Below are 21664 nucleotides of genomic sequence, written 5' to 3' on the forward strand. Positions count from 1 at the left end.
GCCTCTCCTCAGCCGCTCCCGCCGGCCATCATGCGGACGCCACCGCCGCGTCGAGCCTGCGGCGGGCTTGGTCCACACAAGCCGCGTGAAGCTGTTCTGCCCGGGCGGCCGCGCGCCGCGCGCGCTCTTCGAACTCCGCGCGCTCGGACTCGGCCAGCTCGGGCAGATTGATCCGCACGTTCCACACAGCCCCCTCCGCGCCGGCGCGACCGAGCCAGGCCGCCACGCCCGCGTCGCTAACCGCGTTCTCGTTGCCGTGAGTCGCGATCGGGAGGAGCTGCTCCAGCACCCGGACACACGTCTCCGCCGTGCGGAGCGGCGTGCTCGCCGCGTTCCGCGCCGCGTCCCGCATCGCCGCTTCGCGCGTGGCGATCTCCTCCGGCGTGCGCTGGGACATCTTCGCCGCCGCTCGAAAGGCCTCGTAGGCGCGGGCGTCCTCCGCGACCAGGTCAAAGAGCTCCCGGCGGAACGATTCCAGCGCCGATTCCGCCGCGCGCATCGCCTCCTCGTGCTCGGCGTACCGCTTCTTCCCGATCGTCAGACGCGCGACCATCGAGCCGAGCGCCCCCGCGAGCGCGCCGGCCAGCGCGGAGACCGAGCCGCCGCCCGGCGTCGGCGCGGAGGAAGCCACCTCGCCCAGAAATTCCGGCAGCGCCTGCTCCGCGGCGCCCTGATGCCGCGCCAGGCGGTTCTCCAGAATCTGGTCGCGCGAAAAATTCTCGAGGCGGAGCGCGTGCTCCGCCACGTCGATGAGCGCGTCTTGGCTCACGAGCCCCACGACCTCGCTGCCCACGATCGGAACGCCGTACCGCTCGGCCTCCTCCCGAATCAGAGCGAACACGCGATGGACGGGGGTCCCCCACGTGTTCACGAGATTCATGGACACCTGCACGATGCCGCGTTCAGAAAGCTCGAAACCGAGCGCCTTCACATACCGGAGCCCCCCGGACTGGAATCGAACCGCCTTCGCGATCTTCTTTGCGACCTCGACGTCCCTCGTTCCCAGATTGACGTTGAACGCCAAAAGAGGCAGCCGCGCGCCTACCGCGACCGCGCCCGCGGTCGGATGGATCGCCCTCGGACCGAAGTCCGGAGCCCGCTCGGGATCGGTGGCGATCGCCGCCGCGATCCCCTCGAGCTCGCCTCGCCGGACGTCGGCCAAATTTTGTCGGGACGGGCGGCTCGCCGCCGCCTCGTAGAGATAGACGGGTATCTGGAGCTCGCTGCCGATCCGCTCGCCGGCCCGGCGCGCCAAGTCCACGCAGCGCTCCAAGGTCGTCGACTGAACCGGCACGAAGGGCACGACATCGGTGGCCCCCATCCGTGGATGCTCCCCGCGATGCTGGCGCATGTCGATCAACTCGGTCGCCTTTCGGACACCCCTCAAGACCGCCTCCAAGACGGCCTCCGGCTCCCCCACAAAAGTGATCACGGAGCGGTTGTGATCGGCGTTCATTTCCTGATCCAGCAAACGGATCGACCGATCATGCGAAATTTCGGCAGCAATGGCCTGAACTACAGATTTATTTCGGCCTTCGCTGAAGTTGGGAACGCACTCCACGAGCTCATTCATGCCTTCTCTCCGTGATTTGACGGGGGTATGGCGACCAAGACTCCGAGTTGTAACCTACTAACTTACAACGCTCTTGGAAGGATGCCTCAGAAACAACTCCAACGATCGCCGTCATCGAGCACCACACGACCGCGTTTCACGACCGCGTGCACGTGATCGTGGGAGTAATGGTACGGGATATGGCGGTGGTCGTCCGTGTCGAAGAGGCAGAGGTCGGCCTGGTACCCGGGTTGAATTCTCCCGATCCGGTCGCCCTCGCCGACGGCGAAAGCGGCGTTGGCGGTCGCGGCCATCCAGGCTTCCGCCGGGGAAAGGCGCATTTGCGTGACGGCCAGCGTGAGGGTCAGCGCCATCGACGAGGACATCGAGGTCCCCGGATTGAAATCGGTCGCGAGGGCGATCGCGAGCCCCCTTTCGATCATCCGCCGGGCGCGCGCGAACGGAAGACCGAGCGTGAAGGCCGTGCCGGGGAGGAGCACGGCGATGACTCCCGCCGCCGCCATCGCGTCGAGCCCGGCGTCGGAGGCGTGAAGCAGATGGTCCGCCGAGATCGCGCCCACCTCCGCCGCGAGCTTCGCGGCGCCCACGTCCGCGAGCTCGTCGGCGTGGAGCTTGGACTTGAGCCCGCGCGCCTTCCCCGCCTCGAGAATCCGTCTCGCCTCCTCGACCGTGAAGACGCCGCGGTCGCAGAAGACGTCGCAGAACCGCGCGAGCCCCGCCGCCGCGACCGCGGGGATCATCTCGTTGATGACGCGTCGGGAACTTCATGCGCCCCGAGAAAGGTGGGAACGACCTCGGTCGCAGCACCGCCCGCCGCGCGCGAGAGCGCGCGAAGCTGCTTCATCTCCGCCTCGACGGAGAGACCGTACCCGCTCTTCGCCTCCACGGTCGTGATCCCCTGCCGGAGAAGGAGCTCCAGCCGCTTCGCGATCCGATCCGAGAGATCTTCCTCGTCCAACGCGCGGAGCTGCCGCACGCTCGCGCGGATGCCGCCTCCCCGCGCGGCGATCGCTTCGTAGCTTTCGCCGGCGGCGCGCGCCTCGAACTCCATCTCGCGGGTCCCCGCGAACGGGAGATGCGTGTGGGCGTCGACGAATCCAGGAGCGATCAGCCGGCCCTTCGCATCGAGCACCGACCTCGCTTCCCGCTCGGGGTAGCGCGCCGCGACGTCGCGGGTGGGGCCGATCGCGGCGATCGTCTCACCGACCACCGCGATCGCGGCATCGGGGATCAGGAGCGGGCGATTGAGGGAAGGGCCGAGGAGCGTGGCGGCGCCGCCGGGCGCGGTGATCAGCTGTGCCGCGGAGAGGACGAGGAGATCGGACTTCACCCGCGCGGCCTCACCGGTTCCAAGCCGGCTCCCCCGCTCCACCGTGGCGCGGGGCTCACTCCTCGGTCGGAATCGGCAGCCGGTGACGCTTCGCCGCCGCCCGCGCTTCGGGGTATCCCGCGTCGGCGTGGCGCCAGACGCCCGTCGCCGGATCGTTCGAGAGAACGCGCTTCAGTCGCGCGAGACCGGCGGGGGTGCCGTCCGCCACGACCACGACCCCCGCGTGGATCGAGTTGCCGATCCCCACGCCGCCGCCGTGGTGCACGGAAACCCACGACGCCCCCGAGACGGCGTTCAAGAGCGCGTTGAGAATCGGCCAGTCCGCGATCGCGTCGCTCCCGTCGAGCATCGCCTCGGTCTCGCGGTAGGGCGACGCCACCGAGCCGCAGTCCAGGTGGTCGCGCCCGATGACGATCGGGGCCTCCACCTCGCCGCGCTCGACCAGACGGTGGATCGCCTCCCCGAAGCGCTCGCGCTCTCCCATGCCCAGCCAGCAGATGCGCGCCGGAAGGCCCTGGAACTGGACGCGCTCGCCCGCGAGGCGGATCCAGCGGTGCAGCGCCTCATCTTTTGGAAAGAGCTCGAGCACGGCCCGGTCGGTCGCCGCGATGTCCTTGGGGTTGCCCGAGAGGGCCACCCACCGGAACGGTCCCTTTCCCTCACAGAAGAGAGGCCGGATGAACTCCGGGACGAACCCGGGAATCCGGAACGCATCCTCGACGCCGGCGCGCTTCGCCTGACCCCGGATGTTGTTTCCATAGTCGAACGTGATCGAGCCCGAGTCCTGAAATGCCCGCATGGCGCGCACGTGCGCCGCCATCGAGGCAAGCGCGCGCTCGACGTAGGCCGCCGGATCGGTCCCGCGAAGCAGGATCGCCTCCGGCAGCGGGAGTCCCGCCGGCACGTAGCCGTTCAGCTCGTCGTGGGCGGACGTCTGGTCGGTGACGAGATCGGGGCGAATGCCGCGCCGTACCAGCTCCGGAAGCACGTCCGCGGCGTTTCCGACCAGACCCACCGAGAGAGCCTTCTGGTCCCGCACTGCTTCCTCGACCCACCGGAGCGCCTCGTCGAGCGACGAGGTGCTTCGGTCCAGGTACTTCGTGTCGACCCGGCGCTTCACCCGCGAAGGATCGACCTCGACCACCAGGGACACGCCCTCGTTCATCGTGACCGCCAAGGGCTGCGCTCCGCCCATGCCCCCGAGTCCGGCCGTGAGGAGCCAGCGGCCGCGGAGCGACCCGCCCCAATGTCGCCGGGCCGCCGCGGCGAAGGTCTCGTACGTTCCCTGGAGGATTCCCTGTGTGCCGATGTAGATCCAGGAGCCGGCCGTCATCTGGCCGTACATCGTCAGCCCCTTCGCTTCGAGCGCTCGGAATTCGTCCCACGTGGCCCACGCGGGGACGAGGAGCGAATTCGCGATCAAGACCCGCGGAGCGTCCGGATGCGTGCGCGCGACCGCCACCGGCTTTCCCGACTGGACGAGCAGCGTCTCGTCGGGCTCGAGCGCTCGAAGCGCGCGCACGATCGCGTGAAAGGCCGGCCACGATCGGGCGGCCCGCCCCGTGCCGCCGTAGACGACGAGCTCTTGCGGCCGCTCCGCGACGTCGGGGTCGAGGTTGTTCATGAGCATGCGGAGGGCCGCTTCCTGATGCCAACCCTTGCACGATCGGTTCGGACCTCTCGGGGCGCGGACCGGCTCGGAAGGCGGCTCTCCGAGGAGCGGGCCCACGGAAGCCGGGACGGCGCGAATCACGGCGGGCTCACTCCTCACGCGCGCCACTCAAAATTGCGGGACGCGCGCGGCGTCCGCCGCGGCCCCGCCCACGATCCACTCGTCCAGAGCCGCGAGGTCCCGGTCCTGCCGGCGATCCTCCGCAAGCTTGGGCACGCGCTGGCGCACGCCGCGAAGCAGCTCCTCGAGGCGCTCGCTCGACCGTAGCGGGCGGAGAAACTCGATCCCCTGCGCGGCGCAGAGGATCTCGGCCGCCACGATGCGGCGCACGTTCCGCACCAGGGCGAGCGCCTTCATCGCGGCGTGCATCGACATGCTCACGTGGTCCTCCTGGCCCGCCGAGGTCGGAATCGAGTCGATGCAGGCGGGCTGCGCCAGCATTCGATTCTCGGCCACGAGCGCGGCCTGGAGATACTGGACGATCATGAGACCCGAGCTCACGCCGGCCTCCGGGCTCAGGAAGGCCGGAAGCCCGCTCTTCTCAGGATCGAGGAGCAGGAACGTCCGGCGCTCGGCGATCGAGCCGACCTCCGCCATTCCGATCGCCAGGAAGTCGAGCGCCTGCGACAGCGGCTGGCCGTGAAAGTTTCCCGCCGAGAGGACCTCCTCGGTTTCAGGAAAGCAGAGTGGGTTGTCGGTGACGCTGTTCACTTCGGTCAAAACGGTCTCGCGCGCGTGGCGGAAGGCGTCGATGGACGCTCCCAATACTTGAGGCGCGCATCGGAACGAGTAGGGGTCTTGGACCCGCCCGCACCCCGCGTGGGAAGCGACGATCGCGCTCCCCTCGAGAAGCCCTCGGATCGCGGCCGCGGAGTCGATCTGACCCCGATGCGGCCGAAGCTCGTGGACGCGGGGATCGAACGGCTTGGACGAGCCGCGGAGCGCGTCGACCGAGAGCGCGCACGCGGCGTGCGCCGTTCGCAGGACATCGGCGCCCTCGAGGAGCGCTTGGACCCCGACCGCGCTCGAGGCCTGCGTGCCGTTGATGAGCGCCAGGCCTTCCTTCGCCGCGAGGGGGAGCGGGTCCAGGCCCGCGTCCCGGTACTGATCCGCCGCCGGCCCCACGCGCCCGTTCCGCCGCAGTTCCCCTTCACCGATCACGCCGAGCCCGAGATGCGCGAGCGGAATCAGATCGCCGCTCGCGCCGAGAGAGCCTCGGCTGGGCACGATGGGGAGCAGGTCCCGCTCGAGCATCGAGACCAGATGCTCGAGCAGCTCCGGCCGCACGCCGCTCGCGCCGAGCGCCAAGGAATGCGCGCGGAGCGCGAGCATGAGCCGCACCGCCGGGCGCTCGAGCTCTGGCCCCGCGCCCGCGGCGTGGCTCCGCAGCAAATTGACCTGAAGCCGTCCCACGTCCGCGTCCGCGATCCGCACCGACTTGAGCGCGCCGAATCCCGTGTTCACGCCGTAGACCGGCGCGCCGGAGCTGACGGCCCGGTCGATCAGCTCCCGCGCGGGCTTCACGCGCTTTCGCGTCTCGGGGCCGAGCGCCGCCGGCGCGCCCCCCGCGAGGGACCGGAGCCCCTCCAAGGTGAGCCGCGGCCCGCCCAGCTCCACCAGCGCCGCTTTCACGCGGGGCATTCCGCGGTCTCGCGGACGAGCCACGCCCGCGCGATCTCGGCGAGAGCCTCCGGCGATCGCTCGAGCGCCGGCCGCGCGGGGAGGGTCGCGATGAAGCGCTCGCCGTACGTCGAGCGCGCGATCCGCGGGTCGGCCACGACCACGACGCCCCGATCGTCCGCGGTGCGGATGAGGCGGCCGACGCCCTGGCGGAAGCGGAGGATCGCCTCGGGAAGCATGAGGTCGCGGAACGCGTCGCCCCCGTCGGCCACGATCTGCTCCGACCTCGCCGCGACCACCGGATCGGTCGGCACCGGGAACGGGAGCCGGGCGATGACCAGGATCTCCAGCGCGGCCCCCGGAAAATCGACACCCTCCCAGAACGAGGCGGCCCCAAGGAGAACCATGCCCTCGCCCGCCCGGAACTCGCGCGCCAAAGGCGCCGCGGCCTCTCCCGGAGCCTGCGTGAGGAGACGGACGCTCGCCCCCAGGAGCGGGGCGCGAATCCGCGCCGCGAGCTGATCGAGCATCTGATACGAGGTCAAGAGCACGAGCACGTTTCGGCGGACCGAGGTCGCGAGGCCGACCACGGCCGCCGCCAGCCGCTCCACGAACTCCGGATCCTTGGGGTCGGGACCGTCGAGAACCACGCTCAGGACCTGCCTCTCGAGCGGAAACGGGGACGCGACCCGCGCGGTCTCGACGACGTCGCCGTCGAGACCGAGCGATTCCAAGAGCGGGGTGAAATCGTCCTCCGTGACGAGCGTGGCCGAGGTGAGCAATATCCGCTCGCAGAGCGCGAAGAGCTGCGAGCGGAGCGCGTCGCCGACGCGGAGCGGCCGCCGGTTCAATCGCGGAGCGCCCCGGCCGTCCCGGTCGAGATAGAACGCCGTGCCCCGCTCCTCCAGCCGCGTCACTGCGCGGAGCGCCTGTTCCACCTCGATCCATGTGGCGTGGCGCGCCCTGAGCTCCTCGACCGCGTCGGTGGCGTTCTGCCGAGGCGGCGTCGACTGCGGATCGCCCTCGGCCGCGTCGGCCGCGGCCTCGAGCAAGCGGGCGAGGCCCCCGATCGCCGCCAGGAGCTGGTCGAGCGCGGCCGGGCTCACCGCGGCCCAATCGGTCTCGCGCGTCAATCGGACCGAGGACGATCCGTCCGGCAGGAGCCGCTCCAATTCGCGCGTGAGCGCCGCCGCGTGCTCGAGCACCGGCCGGATCGCCGCGTCGGCCGCTGCGATCCGCTCCAGCGCGCTCCCCCGGCGTCCCCTGCGAAGGGCGCGGGAGACGAGGCGCAGGGCCCCTCCCCGCGCGTCGGTGCGCGCCGCGAGGCGCGTCAGATCCGAGACCCCCAGCGACACGCCGAGCTGCTCGCGCGCGACCCGCTCCAGGTGATGCGCCTCGTCGAGAACCAGCGAGCCGGCCTCGGCAATCAGCGTGCTTCGGAGTCCGGGATCGGAGAGCAGGAGCGCGTGATTCACGACGACGACGTCGGCCTTTCGGGCCTCGCGCCTGGCCAGCTTCGCGAAGCAGCCCGATGTCGCGTCGCACCCGCTTCCGGAGCAGAAGATGGGGTCCGACGCGATCTCCGCGGCCAGCGCGGGCGGCACGTCGATGCCCAGCGCCTTGAGCTCGTCCAGCTCACCCGTCTGCGTCAGCTCGATCCAGCGCTCGAGCCGATCGACCGACTCCTCCCGGAATCCGAAGGCGGCGAAGAGGCGCCGCTGCGCGAGCCGCGAGCGCGCCCGGCGGCGGCAGAGGTAGCTCGCCCGACCTTTCAGGGTGGTCACGCGGAGCGGCCTTCCGACGGCGCCGATCGCGAGCGGGACGTCGCGGGAGAGCAGCTGGTCTTGGAGCGCCTTCGTGTGGGTGCTCACCACGACCGGGCCCGATCCGCGCGAGCGGAGGAGTAGGGCCGGAAGCAGGTAGGCGAGCGACTTCCCGACCCCGGTGGGAGCCTCGACCGCCAGGACCCCACCCCGCTGGAGCGTGCGGTCCCAGAGCCGGGCCATCTCCAATTGGCCGGGACGGCGCTCGAACGTGGGAACGAGGCGTCCCAGGCGGCCGAGTGCCGCCCGCAGGGGTTCCTGGATTTTTTCTTCGGAATGGGTCATGGGGTCGGACGGCGCTTTCGCCTCGACCCTACGGGAGGCGGTCCGGGAAGTCAACGAGCGGTAGGACGGAGCCCCGCCTCCTGTAACGCCGCCCGGAGCTTCGCCTCGTTCCAGGTCGCTACCCCGAGCGATCTCGCCTTCTCGAGCTTCGAGCCGGGATCGCTTCCGACGATGACCGCGTCGGTCTTCTTGCTTACCGAGGAAGTCATGCGCCCGCCCGCTTCCAAGATCAGGCGCTCGACCTCCTCGCGCGGGATCTCCAGCGTGCCGGTGACGACGAACGTCTTCCCCACGAACGGCCCCGTCGCGGACGCGCGGCGCTCCGGGGCTCGGCCCTTCATGCCGCGGTCCGTGAGCCGGCGGACGAGCGCTCGGCCCTCCTTCGACCGGAAGAACGAGACAACGCTCGCGGCGATCTCTGGGCCGATCCCCGGAATATCGAGGAGCGGTTCCTCGTCCGCCTCCGCGATCGCCGGAAGCGATCGGAACCGCTCCGCCAGAATCCGCGCGACGGTGTTCCCCACGTGCCTGATTCCGAGCGCCGTCAGGAGCCGGTCGAGCGGCGCGTTCTTGCTCGCCCGGATCGCGTTCACGAGATTTTCCGCGGACTTCTCTCCCATCCCTTCGAGCTTCACGAGCTCGTCGACGGCCAGGTCGTAGAGATCGGCCGGATCCTTCACGACGCCGGCGTCCACCAGGAGATCCACCGTCTTCTCGCCCAACCCTTCGATGTCGAGCGCGCCGCGGCTCGCGTAGTACTGAATGCGGCGCCGGACCTGGGCGGGACAGTAGAGGTTCTCGCAGCGCACCGCCGCCTGCTCCGGATCCCTCTCGAGCGGGGTGCCGCAGACGGGGCACTTCGTCGGAAGGACGAACTTGGGACCCCGCTTGCCGGTGCCCGGGACGACGCGCACGATCTTGGGGATCACCTCCCCGCCCTTCTCGATCACGACCCGGTCGCCCTCGCGGATGTCCTTCCGCTCGATCTCGTCGAAATTGTGGAGCGTCGCGCGGCTGACCACGGTTCCGAGCAGCACCACGGGCTCCAAGATCGCGACCGGGGTGACGACGCCGGTGCGTCCAATCTGAATGTCGATCTTCTTGAGCGTGGTTTCCACCTGGTGCGTCGCGAACTTGTACGCGATGGCCCACCGCGGGCCCCTGGAGGTCGCGCCGAGACGCTCCTCCTCGCGCAGGTCGTTCACCTTGATCACGAGCCCGTCGGCTCCGTACGGGAGCGAGTCCCACTTCTTCTCCCACCGGGCGCAGAGGCGCTTGACCTCCTCGAATCCGTGCGCGAGCGCGTTGTCGGGATTGACGCGAATGCCGAGCTTCGCCGCGTACGCGAGGGTTTCCAGGTGAGTCTTCATGCCGTGCCGCTCGGCGTTCGCGAGCTGGTAGATGAAGATCTGGAGAGGACGCCGCGCGACCTCCGCGGTGTCGAGCGTCTTCAGACTCCCGGTCGTCGCGTTCCGCGGGTTCATGAACGGCTTCTCGCCTTCCTTCACGCGCCGCTCGTTCATGCGCTCGAACCCGCGTTTCTCCATGTAGACCTCGCCGCGCACCTCGATCTCGTCCGGAGGGGAGGCCCCCCGAAGGCGGAGCGGGATCGAGCGGATCGTGCGAAGGTTCGCGGTGATGTCGTCGCCCTGCTCGCCGTCGCCGCGCGTCAGGCCGAGCACGAACCGACCCCCCTCGTAGCGGAGCGCGACCGCGACCCCGTCGATCTTCGGCTCCACCGCGTAGTCGACGGTCTCCTGGCCCAGCCCCTTCCGAACGCGCGCGTCGAATTGGGCCAGCTCCTCGAGGGAGTAGGTGTTGTCGAGGCTCAGCATCGGGGTGGAATGGCGGACGGTGGGAAAGCCGGGGAGAAGGCCCTTGGGGACGCGGGAGGTCGGTGAGTCGGGGTCGGCGTATTCCGGATGCTTCTGCTCGAGCTCCTTGAGCTCGCGCATCAGCGCGTCGTACTCCTGATCGGTGATCTCCGGCTCGCCCAGAACGTAATACAGGTGGTCGTGCCGCTCGATCTGCTTCCTAAGCGATCGGATTCGCTCGGCGACGCTTGGGCTCACCAGCTGCTCGCATACCTCACGTGAATCGTGGCCTCGCGAAGGGCGGCCCCGGGCGCCAGGCCCAGCTCGAGCCCGGCGACGCCGGAGGCCATCCGGGTCCTGAGCCCCGCACCGTAGCCTAGGTCCCACCCCGTGCTCAACTCCGTTCGGGCGAGCGACGCGGCGGCACCGACGCCGCCCGCGACACCGGCCGTTACCGGCGCGTCGAGCGCGTGCCGCGCGGCGTCGAAGAAGAAGTAGGCTCTTCCCCCGTGCTGATCGGTGATCCATCGCTGCTCCAGGTTGAAAACGAGGAGGCTGTTCCCGGCGAACGCGCGGTCGCGGTGGCCGCGCAGCCCCTCGCTCCCGCCCACGTAGCGGAGCTCGTCCGCGGGAAAATCGCCCGCTCCGAGGGTCACACGCTCGGCGCGCACGGAGCCGTAGAGGACCCGTGGCCCTCCCAGCGATGCCGCCGAGGCCAAGGAGGCCTTGCCGCGAAGGAGGCCGCGCCGCGCTTCGGGGATGCCGGGATAGCGCTCGGTCCTGTTTCCCGACTCCGTCTCGAGCGCCGCCGCGAGGCCGGAGGTTGGGTTCGCCATCGGGGAGAGCCCCTGCCATTCGATCCTGCCGATGACAGACCACGTATCGCTGGAGCCTCTGCCGATGCCCGCGTAGACGGTTCCGCTCCTCGCGAACGCCAGGCTTCCTCGCGCATGGGACGCGGGGCGTCCTCCGAGCGCGAGCGCCCACCGCGTCTGCGTGAAGAGCGAGTCCGCCACGTCCGCGTCGAGCGAGAACGATCCGTCGATCGGCTTCCCGAGGAGCGCGGGCTCGCGATAGCGAAGCGCGTAGGCCGCGCGCCCCTTGCCGAGACCCGCCCACCGCGCGCCCGCCGTCCTCCCGCTCCCGGCGATGTTCCCCAGGCCGAGGTCGACCAGCCCGGTGAGACCGCCGTCCTGCGTCACCCCCAGCGCCCCTTCGAAATGGCTCACGCTCTGCTCCTCGACCGGGATCAGCACGCGCGCGCGGCCGGGCTCGCGGCCCGGGACGACGCGGACCTCCCCGACGCTCGCGAAAAGATCGCTGCCAATCAACCGCTCCCGCGCGTCGGCGAGGAGGGAGGGCGTGATCCGGCGACCCGGCTTGAGTCCGGCGATCGCGGCCGCGGCGCCGGGGCGCGTCGCGATCGCGCCCGGAATCTCGAGCCCTTCCAGGAGCACGGGCGGACCGGGGTCGATGCTCAGGTGCACCCGCACTTCGCCCCCGACAGCCACGACCGAGTCGACCGAGACCGCGGCGGCGTAGCGGCCCAGCGCGACCGCGTCGTCCCGCACGGCGGCGATCCCGGCCGCGATTCCGCTCGGCCCCGCATCGCCGCGGGCGCCGCGCTCGAAGGAGCGTGCCGGATCGGAGAGCCCGGCCGGAACGCCGCCCGCGACCACCGCGACGACGTGCGCCGACGCGCCCATGGGCGGCGTGGAGGGCGCGGAAGGCGTGTGGGGTACGGCGCCGCCGACGCCGCCGGTGCGGTCCACCGGATCGAGCGAGATTCGCGCGGCCCCGGGCGCGGTCCCGCTCCCGCTCACGATCGCGAGCGTGACGGTCGCGTCGTAGCGGCCGACGAGGAGCAGCCGGTCGCGGATCCGCCCCGCCAGCGACTCGAGCTCCACGCGATCCCAGAGACGCGCGAAGGGATCCGGCCCCTCCTCGCGTAGGAGCGAATCCGGAATCCCTGCTACCGAGAGCGCGAACTTCGGCGCCGGATCGCGGAGCGGTCCGTCCCCCGAGGATGGAGCCGCGAGGGCCGCCGTCGCCGTGAGGGCCGCCGCAGCCGCGAAGGTCGCTGTCGCGGCGATCGCCGCGAGGACCCAGTCGAGGCCGAGAAGTCGGGCGCGGCGCATCAGAACGTACCCCGCAGCTCGAACCGGCCCGTATAGTAGCCGGCCCGCTTCGGAGCCTTGAATCCGGTCCACGAGAACGAGAGCGACACGTTGTCTTTGACGCGGCATTCGCTGAGGAAGTCGTAGTCGAGTCGGCTGCCCGCGGGCGTGGCGAGGTAGAGGCCGGGCGGCGCGTAGGCGCCTCGTTGTTCGCTCCATCCCCAGAGGGTGCGGCCGTCGATGCGGAGCCGCGATCCGGCCGCGTACCGGGCCGTCGGCCCCACCGACCAGAGGTCGAAATACCCGCCGTGCGTCATGTCGATGTCGCGTCGCTGACGCGACAGGACCGAGACCGACAAGTCCCGGCGGAGCTCGCGCGAAATCTCCAGCTCGAAGGCGCGGCCGCGGAGGATCGCGCGGAGATCTTCCCCCGTGTCCTCACGCCGCACCGATTGCACCGAGCGGTCGTAGGCGCTCGTGGCCGATGCGCGGAGCTTGAGCGGAAGGGGATGGCGCACGGTCAGCTTCGCGTCCCAGGCATCGCGGCCGGAGCGGAGCGCCTCGATCTCTCCGACACGCTCCCGGCGAAAGCCGGCTTCGGCGCGCGCGTCGGACCGGCCGCCCGGCGGCGCGTACTCGAGCGTCTGGCGCGCGTTCAGCGTTCCGCGCAGCGTGGTCGCCGCCGCGAGGTAATCGCGGGGATCGAGCGCGTGCTCCAGACGGCCGAGCGGGAGCGTCGAGAGCGTCTCGAGCCGGAGGAACGAAGACCCGCCGAGTCCCCGCCACGCGGGCCGCTTCTTCCCAGGCGAGACCGCTCCGCGGGAGGGATACGTGTCGAGGCGGAGCTGCACGACCGCGCGCGAGCGGGTCGAAGGATCGCCCGTGGTCGTGACCAGCTCGTAGCCGCCCCCCAAGCTCGGATTTCCGAATCGATCGTAGGAGCCGCCCGCGCTCACCGGCCGAAGCTCGCGGATCTGGGCCGATTCCCGGAGCTGCGTCACGTCGTAGCGAAGCTCCGAGGTGACCGGCGCGCCCGGACGGCCGGCGAGCAGGGCGAGCTGCGCCAGATCGGTTCCCTGCGGGCCCGTTGCCGACGCGACCCGCCGCCGCGTGAAGCCGCCGTCGATGGAGAACGAGGTCCCGGAGCGCGCGGAGATCCCGCCGTCCCAGGTGGTCGCGCGCTCGTCCAGCCTGGGGCCGCCCGTGACCTGGACCGTCCGACCGTCCCGGATTCCGTAGCCTCCGCGGAAGCGGACCGAGGCGACCGGCACGAGCTTGAGCCCGAGCTCCACCTCGCGGCTCGACCGGCTGTCGACGCTGTCCCCCTCCTGCCCTCGGATCCGCTCTTCCTTCGCGGTGACGCGGGGCATCACCGGACCAGTTTCCCGCCCGAGGTCGAAGCCCCACAGGGAGCGAAGACCGCTGTCACCGACTCCGCCGTTCCGCGCCTCTTCCCAGTGGAGGGTGCCCACAACCGCCGTCTTGAGATCGGCCCGGGCCGCGCGGCGCATCGAGCGGGATCCGCCGCTCAGCGTCCGGTGTCCGACCTCCCCGCGCAGCGCGAGCGGCGTCACGGGGTCGTACTGGAGCGAGAGCTCCTGCCTCTGCTCTCCGGTGGTATTCGCCGCCTGGTTCCAGCGCTCCCCCTCGAACGCGGCGTCAATCCGGTCGAACGGCTCGAAGCGCTCGCCGATCGAGCGGATCGAGGTCTCCGCCCGGATCGAGCCCAAGCCCCGGCCCTTGATCGAGATCCGGCGCGGATCGAGCCGCGCGGCGAAGCGCGCCGCCGCGCCGTTGTTGTTCCCGTCATCGCGCGCGGAGAGCGCGTTCTGGTCGAACCCCGAGCGCGCCACTTCCCCGTCGACCCCCAGCGCGCCGAAGAGCCGCGTCGCGCCGCCCAAGTCGAGGAGCTTCTTCGTGCTGGGGATCGCGACGGTGCGGCCCGGGACGTAGGAGCCGAGGTTCTGGCCGCGGTAGCGATAGAACCTGGACCCGTCGGTCGCCAGGGTGTCGGCGTACTCTCCCCGTCCCGGCCCGACGCCCGCGAACTCGACCTCGTAGTCGCCGTGCGCGGCACCGAGGTAGACCCAGTGCGGGTTCGCGGGATCGGAGACGTCCCATGCGTACGAGCCCAGCCCCGGGCCGGCGTAGCGCACCCCGCTTGGAAGCGGCACCGACGTGGAGTCGCCCAGCCGGCTCAGCGCGGCCCGGTCGCCGGGGGTGAGCTCGGCGCCGAGCGGATGCTTCGAATCGTCCCCCTCGTTCATGTAGCTCGCGAACCACGAGCTTCCGCCCAGCCCTCCCTGCGTCGTCGCGGCATAGAGGCTCCGGCGGTATCGGCTCGCGGAGGCCTCGAAATCGACCGCGATCCGGCTCTGCGCCGTGATCGGGTGGCGGACCGTGAACGTCACCGTCCCGGCTCCGTAGTCGATCACGTAGTCGTCGTCCGATCCGCGCTTCAGCCGCGCGCCGTCCAGCCAGATCACCTCCGAGCCGGCCACCACGCCCGCCCCGTCGGACGAGACGCTCCGGCTCGAGAGCGCGTACGGGCCCTGGCGGCCCTCCTCGCCGCGGAACTCGACCGTCCGCTTCTCGCCCTTCGCGTTCGCCGCGGCCACGTTCCATGCTGCTCCCCCCGCGCGCGCGTTGCCGCGCACGCCCTGGAGGTGGCGGGTGACCTTCGCGAACTGGCCGGGGATGCCGTCGAGAAAGAAATCGCCCATCGTTGCTTCGGCCCGCGAAGACCGGATCGAGAGCGAGAGCTGGTCCAGATCGTTGAGCTCCCGGCTCGAGCCGTCGGGCTCGAAAGGCAACCGGCGATCGCTCACCATGGCGGCCACCTCGACGTCCTCCGCGACCCGTCCGCGGATCGTGAGGTCTAGGGTTTGCTCGAGCGACGCGGCCCGGTTCTTCCCCACCTCGATGCTGAGCGACTTGAGACCGCTGAACGTAATCCCCTCGCCGGGCGGATCGGTGAGCGCGGACGCGGCGCGCGCGGCCGGGCCGGCGCCCGCAGCGGCAACGCGACGCGGTACCAGGCTGTCCGTGGCCGCGCCCGGCTGCTCCTGGATCAAGGGCCCGACCGCGCGGAGCGAGAGGAGCGATGGGGAGCGATTCACCGCGAAGTCGATGACCACGCTGTCCGGCGACTCGGGCAGCCCGCCGGGATGAAGCGTGGGCGTGGGCCTCCCGAGAGCGCCTCCGGCTGAGAGAACGAGGATCGTCCCCGAGAGCGCGGCCGCGCGCAGCAGTTGGAGCCGGCGCGGCGCGGAGACGGTCACGGCGCCCTTCCGCGCTCGATCGCGAGGATCTGGATCTCGCCACGCGCGGGATCGGCAATTGCGATCCGGTCGAGGCGGCTCACGGCGAGCGCCGCGGGGTGCCACGACGCGCTCGGGCCGCCGAGCGCGCGCGTGATTCGGAGCGCCCCGTCGGGGTCGTATACGAGAATCCGCTGGCCCTCGACGTCGGGAACGTAGAGGCTCCCGCCGGCGTCCGTCGCGAGCTCGCTCGGGACCGCGTACCCGGTCGAGTCGCGGAGCGAGACCGTGCCGAGGAGGCCGCCGCTCGCGCCGAACCGGCGGAGCGCGCCCGCGACGGGATCGTGGACCCAGACGCCGCCGCCCGGGAGGAAGGCGGCGGAGGCGATCGCGCGGAGTGATTCCTCGGGAGCGAGGAATCTGGATCCGCGCGCGCGCGAGAGCCGCTCGTCGAGCGGCACGAGGTCCCGGGAGCGCGGGGCCACGAGCCAGAGCGACCCGAAGAGGTCCACCACGAGCCGCGCCGAGGGCGCGAAGGCCTCCGTCGCGACGTCCGGCGCCATGGAGCGCGAGCCGAGAAAGCGCCCGCTTCCGTCGAACGCGATCACCGCGCTCTTCCCGCGATCGAGGACCAGGAGCGACTGCCGCGCGTCCACGACGAGATCGCACGGGATGGAGAAGGACGCCTCGTCCTCGCCGTACCCTCCCAGGTCCAGGAGCGGCGCGCCGCGCGGGTCCAGCTTCACGACGCGGCGGCTCAGGGCGTCGAGCACGTACAGATTTCCGGAGGTGTCGTACTTGAGCCGCGACGGCCGCGGCACGCCGAGCGCTTCGAGGGTCCCACGATCGAGAATCCGCTCTGTCCGGAGCGCCACGGGAGGTCCGGCCGGTTCCTCGGGCGCGATCGAGGGCGCGCCCCACGCGGACGGAAGGGCAAGGATCGCTCCCGCCATGGAAGCGGCGAGCGTACCGCGGAGGAATTTGGAGCCGCTCATGGTCACCCCAGGCGCGGCGCGCGAAGAGCGGTGGGAGGCGCTAGAACCGGCGCTCTAGGACCACTCTCCCGTACCCGTCGGCGTCGGTATCCGCGTAGACGCGGGTGTCGGGTCGAGTCCAACCCGATCGCAGCTCCTTCGCGGCCTTGCGGCGGAGCAGCTGAACGTCGATGACGCTTAGGACGCGATTGAGGACCGCCGCCGCGAAGGAATACTGGGCCCGGTTGAACGCGCGCTTCGAGTTCTCTCGCGTGGTCGTGTACGAGCTCTGGAGATCCGGCGACGACCAGTCCCACGCGCGATCCCCGGTGGGAAGCTTCTGCGCCACGAACGCGTCCTGCGCCGCCGGATCGCGGGGGTACAGGTCCCGGGCCTCGCGGCGAAGGTCCTCTTCGTAGCTCCCCGGGCCGGAGCCGCTCGATCGCTCGAACTGGCCGACAAGGCGCCAGTAGTCGTCCGATTCGCTCGTCACGCCGACGCCGGCGTTCAGCATCGCCTGCTCGATGTAGTTGTCCTTCCTGAGATGTCCGGCCACCTTCCAGTAAATGAAGTTCGACCAGATGAGGCCCTCGCCGGTGAAGAAGCCGACCGCCCGGCCTTTCGCGCCCATGGAGAGCTCACCCATTCCAGGAACGAGGAGGGAGTAGAGCAACGCTCTCTTTCTCGCCTGTCTCGGCGGTTCGCCCGCGGGCGCCGCATTCGGTCGCGGCGTGGTCGTCTGGCCGGGCTCGGGATCCTGAGCCAACCTCAACCCGCCGTCGTATAGCGCGGAGAGCGGCGACCACGCGTCGGCCTCGACGACGAGCGCGGCTCTGGCCGGCGCCGCGGCCGAAACCGCCGCCGTCAGACCCAGCGCGAAGACGGCGGCCTTAAATGCGCTTCGAGAGCTGGACGCCAATGCCGTTGTCTCGGTTGAAGGGCTTCGAGTGGAGTCGAATGAAGAGGCTCGTGTCGCCGCCCAGCTCGACCCCTCGACCCTTCTTCTTGACGAGGCGGAGCACGTCGACAGCGCTGACGATGCGGTTCACGAACGCCGCGGCCAGCGCGTAGTTCGCGTTCTTCAAGAAATTGTTGCTGTCGTTTCGAATGCCCCGGTAGAAGCGGCGGTCCGCGGATTCTTTAGTGGAGGCGTTGTAGTCTTGCCAACCTCCGAAGTAGGTCGAGATCTTGCCGATGTCTTCGTAGTACTGCTGCCGGTTGTTGTCCCGGAATCCGCGGATGAGGCTGTCTTCCGGCGATCCCCCGCAACCGCACTGGCTGATCCACCGCGCGTAGTCCCAGTGGTCGTCCGCGTAGGCCTGGAATTCATCTTCCTTCGTGTGCCCGCGATCGCGGTAGTAGAAGTAGGTGATCCAGGAGAGTCCTTCGACCCCGATGTTCACCCATCCGCGCTTGTATCCGGCGTAGAGGTGCCCCGCACCAGGCACCGCCAAGTTGTACAGGAATGCCTTCCCCGCCGACTTGGTGTGCTCGGGGCTCGGCGGCGGTTGGATGGAATCGTAGGGGACCTGAGGCGGATTGGTGGCCTTCGTCTCCACCGTGTCGGCGATCGAGCGCTGAGCCAATAAGATTTCGCCGGGAGAAAATCCCCTGAAGTCCAACGGGGAGGCTTGGGCCGGGGGCGCGATGGAGGCCGCGACGAACAAGGTCGCGAGGAGCGCGGGAACGATACGGAATCGAGTCAGATTTGGTCCTTGCGCCGGGCTGAAGTGGCTCTCGAACAACGATTTAATTCTAACCGGGATGGGCCTACTTGACAACCGCGAACTTCTGGAAAACGACGTCCTTGACGCCCCCCCGGCGAGCCTCGACTCGCACCAGGTATACCCCGCTGGCAAGGTTTCGGAGCCCGATTTTCGCCACATTTTCCGCAGGGCCGGGCGTCGGGGTGACCCGGCTGACCTCGTTCCCCAGCGGGTCCAGCACGCGGATGATCACCTCGGTCACGCCTGCCCCGAGCGTGTAGGCCACGCCGATCTCATCCCCTCTGGCCGGATTCGGGTAGCAATAGACCGACCCGGGCTGGAGCACGGGCGGCGAGGCGGCCAGCGGCCCCTGGTTGAGATCGTCGAGGACCGAGGAGCGGCGGCGGTCCCCCGCGAAGCCCGGCCAGGGGGTGCGGATCGAAACCCCCACCCCCGACGCGAGCGCGCTATCGGCGCGCGCAGCGAGCTGATAACCGCCCAGGCTGCCGTTGAATCCCCCGCCGGCCACCAGGTGGAGCCACGCGGGGCCGGCCGGGTTCGGGGACATATCCGCGCCGTTCAAGGTGAGCAGGAGCGGCGTGTCGTCGCCGCCCCCGGGCACCGAGATGGGCCAGCCCGCGCTGGCGCGGCCGTCCGCCTCGAGCGCGACGAGGATGCCGTTCTCGAGAGGGAGGAGCGCCTCGGGGAGGCCATCACCGTCGACATCCCCGACGATCGGGGATCCCGAGCCTCCGACGGCGCCGGGCCCGTAGCGCCTGGTCAGCGAGACGGGCCACCCCAGTCCCTCCACCCCGTTCCGGTTCCAGCGATGCGCGTATCCCTGGGCGTCGACGGCGAAGATCTCGGGGTACCCATCGCCGTCGAGGTCTCCCGCCGCGACCGGTCCGGGCAGACCCGCGGGCACGTAGACCGGCCATCCCGGCAGCTCGGCCCCAGCGAGGTTGTAGCAGTGGACGCGCCGCCTCAAGGGATCGACCACGACCAGCTCGAGATTTCGATCCGCTGCGCGGTCCATGTCGACCCCGAGCAGGTACGGCTCGAAGCCGGGCGCGCCGACGTTCCAGTGCGCCTGGAATCGCCCGGGGTCCTTGCTCGCCTGGTCGACGACCCTCACGGTCCCGTTCCGGAGCGCGTATGCCACCTGATAGCCGCCGGCCCCGGTGAACCGCCCGACGGCGAGGTTGCTCGAAACGTCCGAAACGACCGGGAATCCTCCGACGATCAGCGTGTCGCAGATCGCGGCGACGAGGGGTACCACGGCGCTGTCCTGCGGCGTGATCGCGAAGATGCGGCCGTCGCTTCCGCCCACGATCACGGCGCCGGACGACGCGAGAACGGGAGCCGTGGTCGCGGTCACCGAGGGCGCGTTCGTGTCGAGCACTGGCGGCCAGCCGATGAGCGGGCTCGAGGTCGCGTCGGTCCGCGCCTCCGGACGGAAGGCGTAGACGTTTCCGTCCATGCCTGTCGCCACCACCCCGGCGCCGTGCGTCGGCGCGCTCCCCTTGAAGATGCTGTCGGCGAACAGGACCGCGCCGCGGATTCTCGAGGGGAGCGCCGCCCACTCACCGTCGGTTCGGGACGAGTAGAACGACGACCCGTCCGCCATCCATCCGTAGATGAGGCTGTCGGCCGAGGCCACGACCGATCTCCTACCGTCGCGGAGAAAGACCCCGGTCGTCGGGGCGTTTCCGTTGAGCGCGCGCTCCGCCGAGACCGGCCACCCCGAAAGCCGCCAATCGGAGTCGATCGACACGGTCATCTCGACGCCCGGGACCGATTGGACCCGCAGATCGATGTGGCCGCGAGCGCCGTCGTTCGTCCGCGAGCTGGGATTGGTGTCGTCGGAGAGCCGCGTGTGATTCCCGATGAAGTAGGGATCGAAGGGGCTGCCGAAGAAGTAGCTCGATTTGGGGTTCCCGATGTCCTCGATCCCGTCCGCTTCCAGCAGGCGGAGGCCGCGCCGCTCGGGATTCGAGTTGATGCCGAAATCGGGATTGGCGTTCGGGCCGCAGAGAAACGTCGAATCGTTGACCGGCGTGCAGATCACGGTCTCATCGACATGCCAGACGAGAACGCCCTGCCCGGGAAGGAGGAAGTCGTACTCCCGGTCCCCCAGGGAATCGCTGGGATCGGCGCTCGAGAACCCGGGGCCGAGGATCACCTGCTTCGTCGAGTCCCGGTCTAAGTAGACCGTGTTGTCGCCGTTCAGGTCCGCCTGGCGATTCTCGACGAGCAGGTATTCGTCCGCGCCCAGAGGGACGCGCAGCAGGCGGTTCTGGAGCTGGGAGGAGCGAAGCGAGGTCGTGAGCGAGCGGCCAGGATCGACCTTCACGACCCCGTCGGGCCAGAGCACCGACTTGCACCAGGGATCCAGGCTCACCGGCAGGACACCGCTGGCCTCGACAATCGCCCCGCTCTGCTCGTCCTGGAGCGCGGTCGAGAGCAGATATCCGGAATCCATGTTGCTCCACACGCCGACCGCGGGGAAGAAGGTGTTGATGTCGTAGAGGTCGGGCAGCCCCTGGGTGTGGCCGAACTCGTGGGCCATGGTGCCGTTCAGGGCGCCGTAGAGGCCGTCCTGATCCTCGGTCTCCGGCATGACCATGCCCCCGTGAATTCCGACCGCGCCGCCGTTCACCGCCACGGAATCGGTGAGGCCGATCTGGAACGTCGGAAAATCGCGGGGGCTGTTGCCCGCGACGTCGGACTGAAAGTCGGACCCCGCGTGGAAGAGACAGACGACGTCGAAGGCTCCGAACGGGATCGAATCGGTCGCATCAGCCAGCCGGATGGCGTCCTTGAAGAATCGCTGCGCTTGATCATACGAGGCGGAGCCGAGAGTCCATGGGCCGTAATCCCCGGTGTCGCCCAGCCGGTACGCGGCGCTGTCACCCTTCGGATAGACGTCGTAGAGGACGACCAGGTTGCCGTACGACTGCTTGTGCCAGTAGCGGGACATCGCCTCGAGATGGGAGAGGAAGAACCTCCGATCGTGCGGCGGCGGGTCGATGGCGATCCCGACCGCCTTTCCGTCCCGCATGTCGAACCGGCCGTCTGGCGTCGTCGTCTGGGATCCGAGGCGGTCTGTGTTGAAATCGACCCGGATGCCCAGCACCCGCACGGTGTCCGGGACGCCCGCGAACGCCGTCGACCGCTGGAGCCGTCCCATGACCGACCGGGCGAGCGGCATCCGCCCGCGCGTGATCCACGGGGCGTGCCGGACCGGACCCAGGTGATCGGGCACCGCGCGTCGCAGCTCCAGCCGCCGGGCGGCCGCGTCCTGGCCCCGCTGCGGCGCCGTCCTTGCCGCCTCCACCTGGCCGCGCGTCACGCGCCACGGCGCGCGCCCGGGGGCCTGCGCCGCGAAAACGGAAGAAGCCAGACCCAAGGAAAGGGCCTGGCTTCCTACGAAGGAGACGATCAGGGTCCGGAGGGCGACCCTCCGACTCGTCGTCACGGATTTATCGGT

General features: G+C 70.2%; 13 protein-coding genes. All 13 read right to left on the reverse strand.

The window, feature by feature from the left end:
* Nucleotides 1-28 precede the first annotated feature (28 nt).
* Entirely contained in the window at nt 29-1573 is a 1545-nt protein-coding gene (gene ftcD, locus E6K79_02240; protein TMQ66747.1) for a glutamate formimidoyltransferase, read from the reverse strand.
* Between the two features lie 86 nt (nt 1574-1659).
* On the reverse strand, nt 1660-2313 hold the full coding sequence (locus E6K79_02245; protein ID TMQ66748.1) for a hypothetical protein: 654 nt from the start codon (nt 2311-2313) through the stop codon (nt 1660-1662).
* Nucleotides 2310-3056, reverse strand: a complete 747-nt coding sequence (locus E6K79_02250; GenBank protein TMQ66749.1) for a hypothetical protein — start codon at nt 3054-3056, stop codon at nt 2310-2312. The genes E6K79_02245 and E6K79_02250 overlap by 4 nt, the downstream gene beginning before the upstream one ends.
* Nucleotides 2959-4632, reverse strand: coding sequence for a urocanate hydratase (gene hutU / locus E6K79_02255; GenBank protein ID TMQ66805.1), 1674 nt, complete (start codon nt 4630-4632; stop codon nt 2959-2961). Before hutU ends, E6K79_02250 begins: the two co-directional genes overlap by 98 nt.
* A 51-nt stretch (nt 4633-4683) precedes the next feature.
* Entirely contained in the window at nt 4684-6216 is a 1533-nt protein-coding gene (gene hutH, locus E6K79_02260) for a histidine ammonia-lyase (protein ID TMQ66750.1), read from the reverse strand.
* Nucleotides 6204-8303, reverse strand: coding sequence for an ATP-dependent DNA helicase (locus tag E6K79_02265; protein ID TMQ66751.1), 2100 nt, complete (start codon nt 8301-8303; stop codon nt 6204-6206). The genes hutH and E6K79_02265 overlap by 13 nt, the downstream gene beginning before the upstream one ends.
* A gap of 50 nt (nt 8304-8353) precedes the next feature.
* Nucleotides 8354-10378, reverse strand: a complete 2025-nt coding sequence (gene ligA, locus E6K79_02270; GenBank protein TMQ66806.1) for an NAD-dependent DNA ligase LigA — start codon at nt 10376-10378, stop codon at nt 8354-8356.
* Nucleotides 10372-12255, reverse strand: coding sequence for a hypothetical protein (locus tag E6K79_02275; GenBank protein ID TMQ66752.1), 1884 nt, complete (start codon nt 12253-12255; stop codon nt 10372-10374). The genes ligA and E6K79_02275 overlap by 7 nt, the downstream gene beginning before the upstream one ends.
* Complete coding sequence (locus tag E6K79_02280; GenBank protein TMQ66753.1) at nt 12255-15515, reverse strand: hypothetical protein; 3261 nt, start codon at nt 15513-15515, stop codon at nt 12255-12257. Before E6K79_02280 ends, E6K79_02275 begins: the two co-directional genes overlap by 1 nt.
* Entirely contained in the window at nt 15512-16489 is a 978-nt protein-coding gene (locus E6K79_02285; GenBank protein TMQ66754.1) for a hypothetical protein, read from the reverse strand. Before E6K79_02285 ends, E6K79_02280 begins: the two co-directional genes overlap by 4 nt.
* 40 nt (nt 16490-16529) lie before the next feature.
* Entirely contained in the window at nt 16530-17387 is an 858-nt protein-coding gene (locus tag E6K79_02290; GenBank protein ID TMQ66755.1) for a hypothetical protein, read from the reverse strand.
* Nucleotides 17359-18054 (reverse strand): hypothetical protein, encoded by a 696-nt coding sequence (locus E6K79_02295; GenBank protein TMQ66756.1) that lies wholly within the window; start codon nt 18052-18054, stop codon nt 17359-17361. Before E6K79_02295 ends, E6K79_02290 begins: the two co-directional genes overlap by 29 nt.
* A 184-nt stretch (nt 18055-18238) precedes the next feature.
* Nucleotides 18239-21652, reverse strand: coding sequence for a hypothetical protein (locus tag E6K79_02300; protein TMQ66757.1), 3414 nt, complete (start codon nt 21650-21652; stop codon nt 18239-18241).
* Nucleotides 21653-21664: the final 12 nt, after the last annotated feature.

This window comes from Candidatus Eisenbacteria bacterium (assembly GCA_005893305.1).
In the GTDB taxonomy this organism is placed as follows: domain Bacteria; phylum Eisenbacteria; class RBG-16-71-46; order SZUA-252; family SZUA-252; genus WS-9.

Bases quoted from the DNA above. Each gene is read 5' to 3' on its own strand.
- ftcD (TMQ66747.1), bottom strand. From the start codon at position 1,573: ATGAATGAGCTCGTGGAGTGCGTTCCCAACTTCAGCGAAGGCCGAAAT.
- E6K79_02245 (TMQ66748.1), bottom strand. From the start codon at position 2,313: ATGATCCCCGCGGTCGCGGCGGCGGGGCTCGCGCGGTTCTGCGACGTC.
- hutH (TMQ66750.1), bottom strand. From the start codon at position 6,216: ATGCCCCGCGTGAAAGCGGCGCTGGTGGAGCTGGGCGGGCCGCGGCTC.
- E6K79_02265 (TMQ66751.1), bottom strand. From the start codon at position 8,303: ATGACCCATTCCGAAGAAAAAATCCAGGAACCCCTGCGGGCGGCACTC.
- E6K79_02275 (TMQ66752.1), bottom strand. From the start codon at position 12,255: ATGCGCCGCGCCCGACTTCTCGGCCTCGACTGGGTCCTCGCGGCGATC.
- E6K79_02285 (TMQ66754.1), bottom strand. From the start codon at position 16,489: ATGAGCGGCTCCAAATTCCTCCGCGGTACGCTCGCCGCTTCCATGGCG.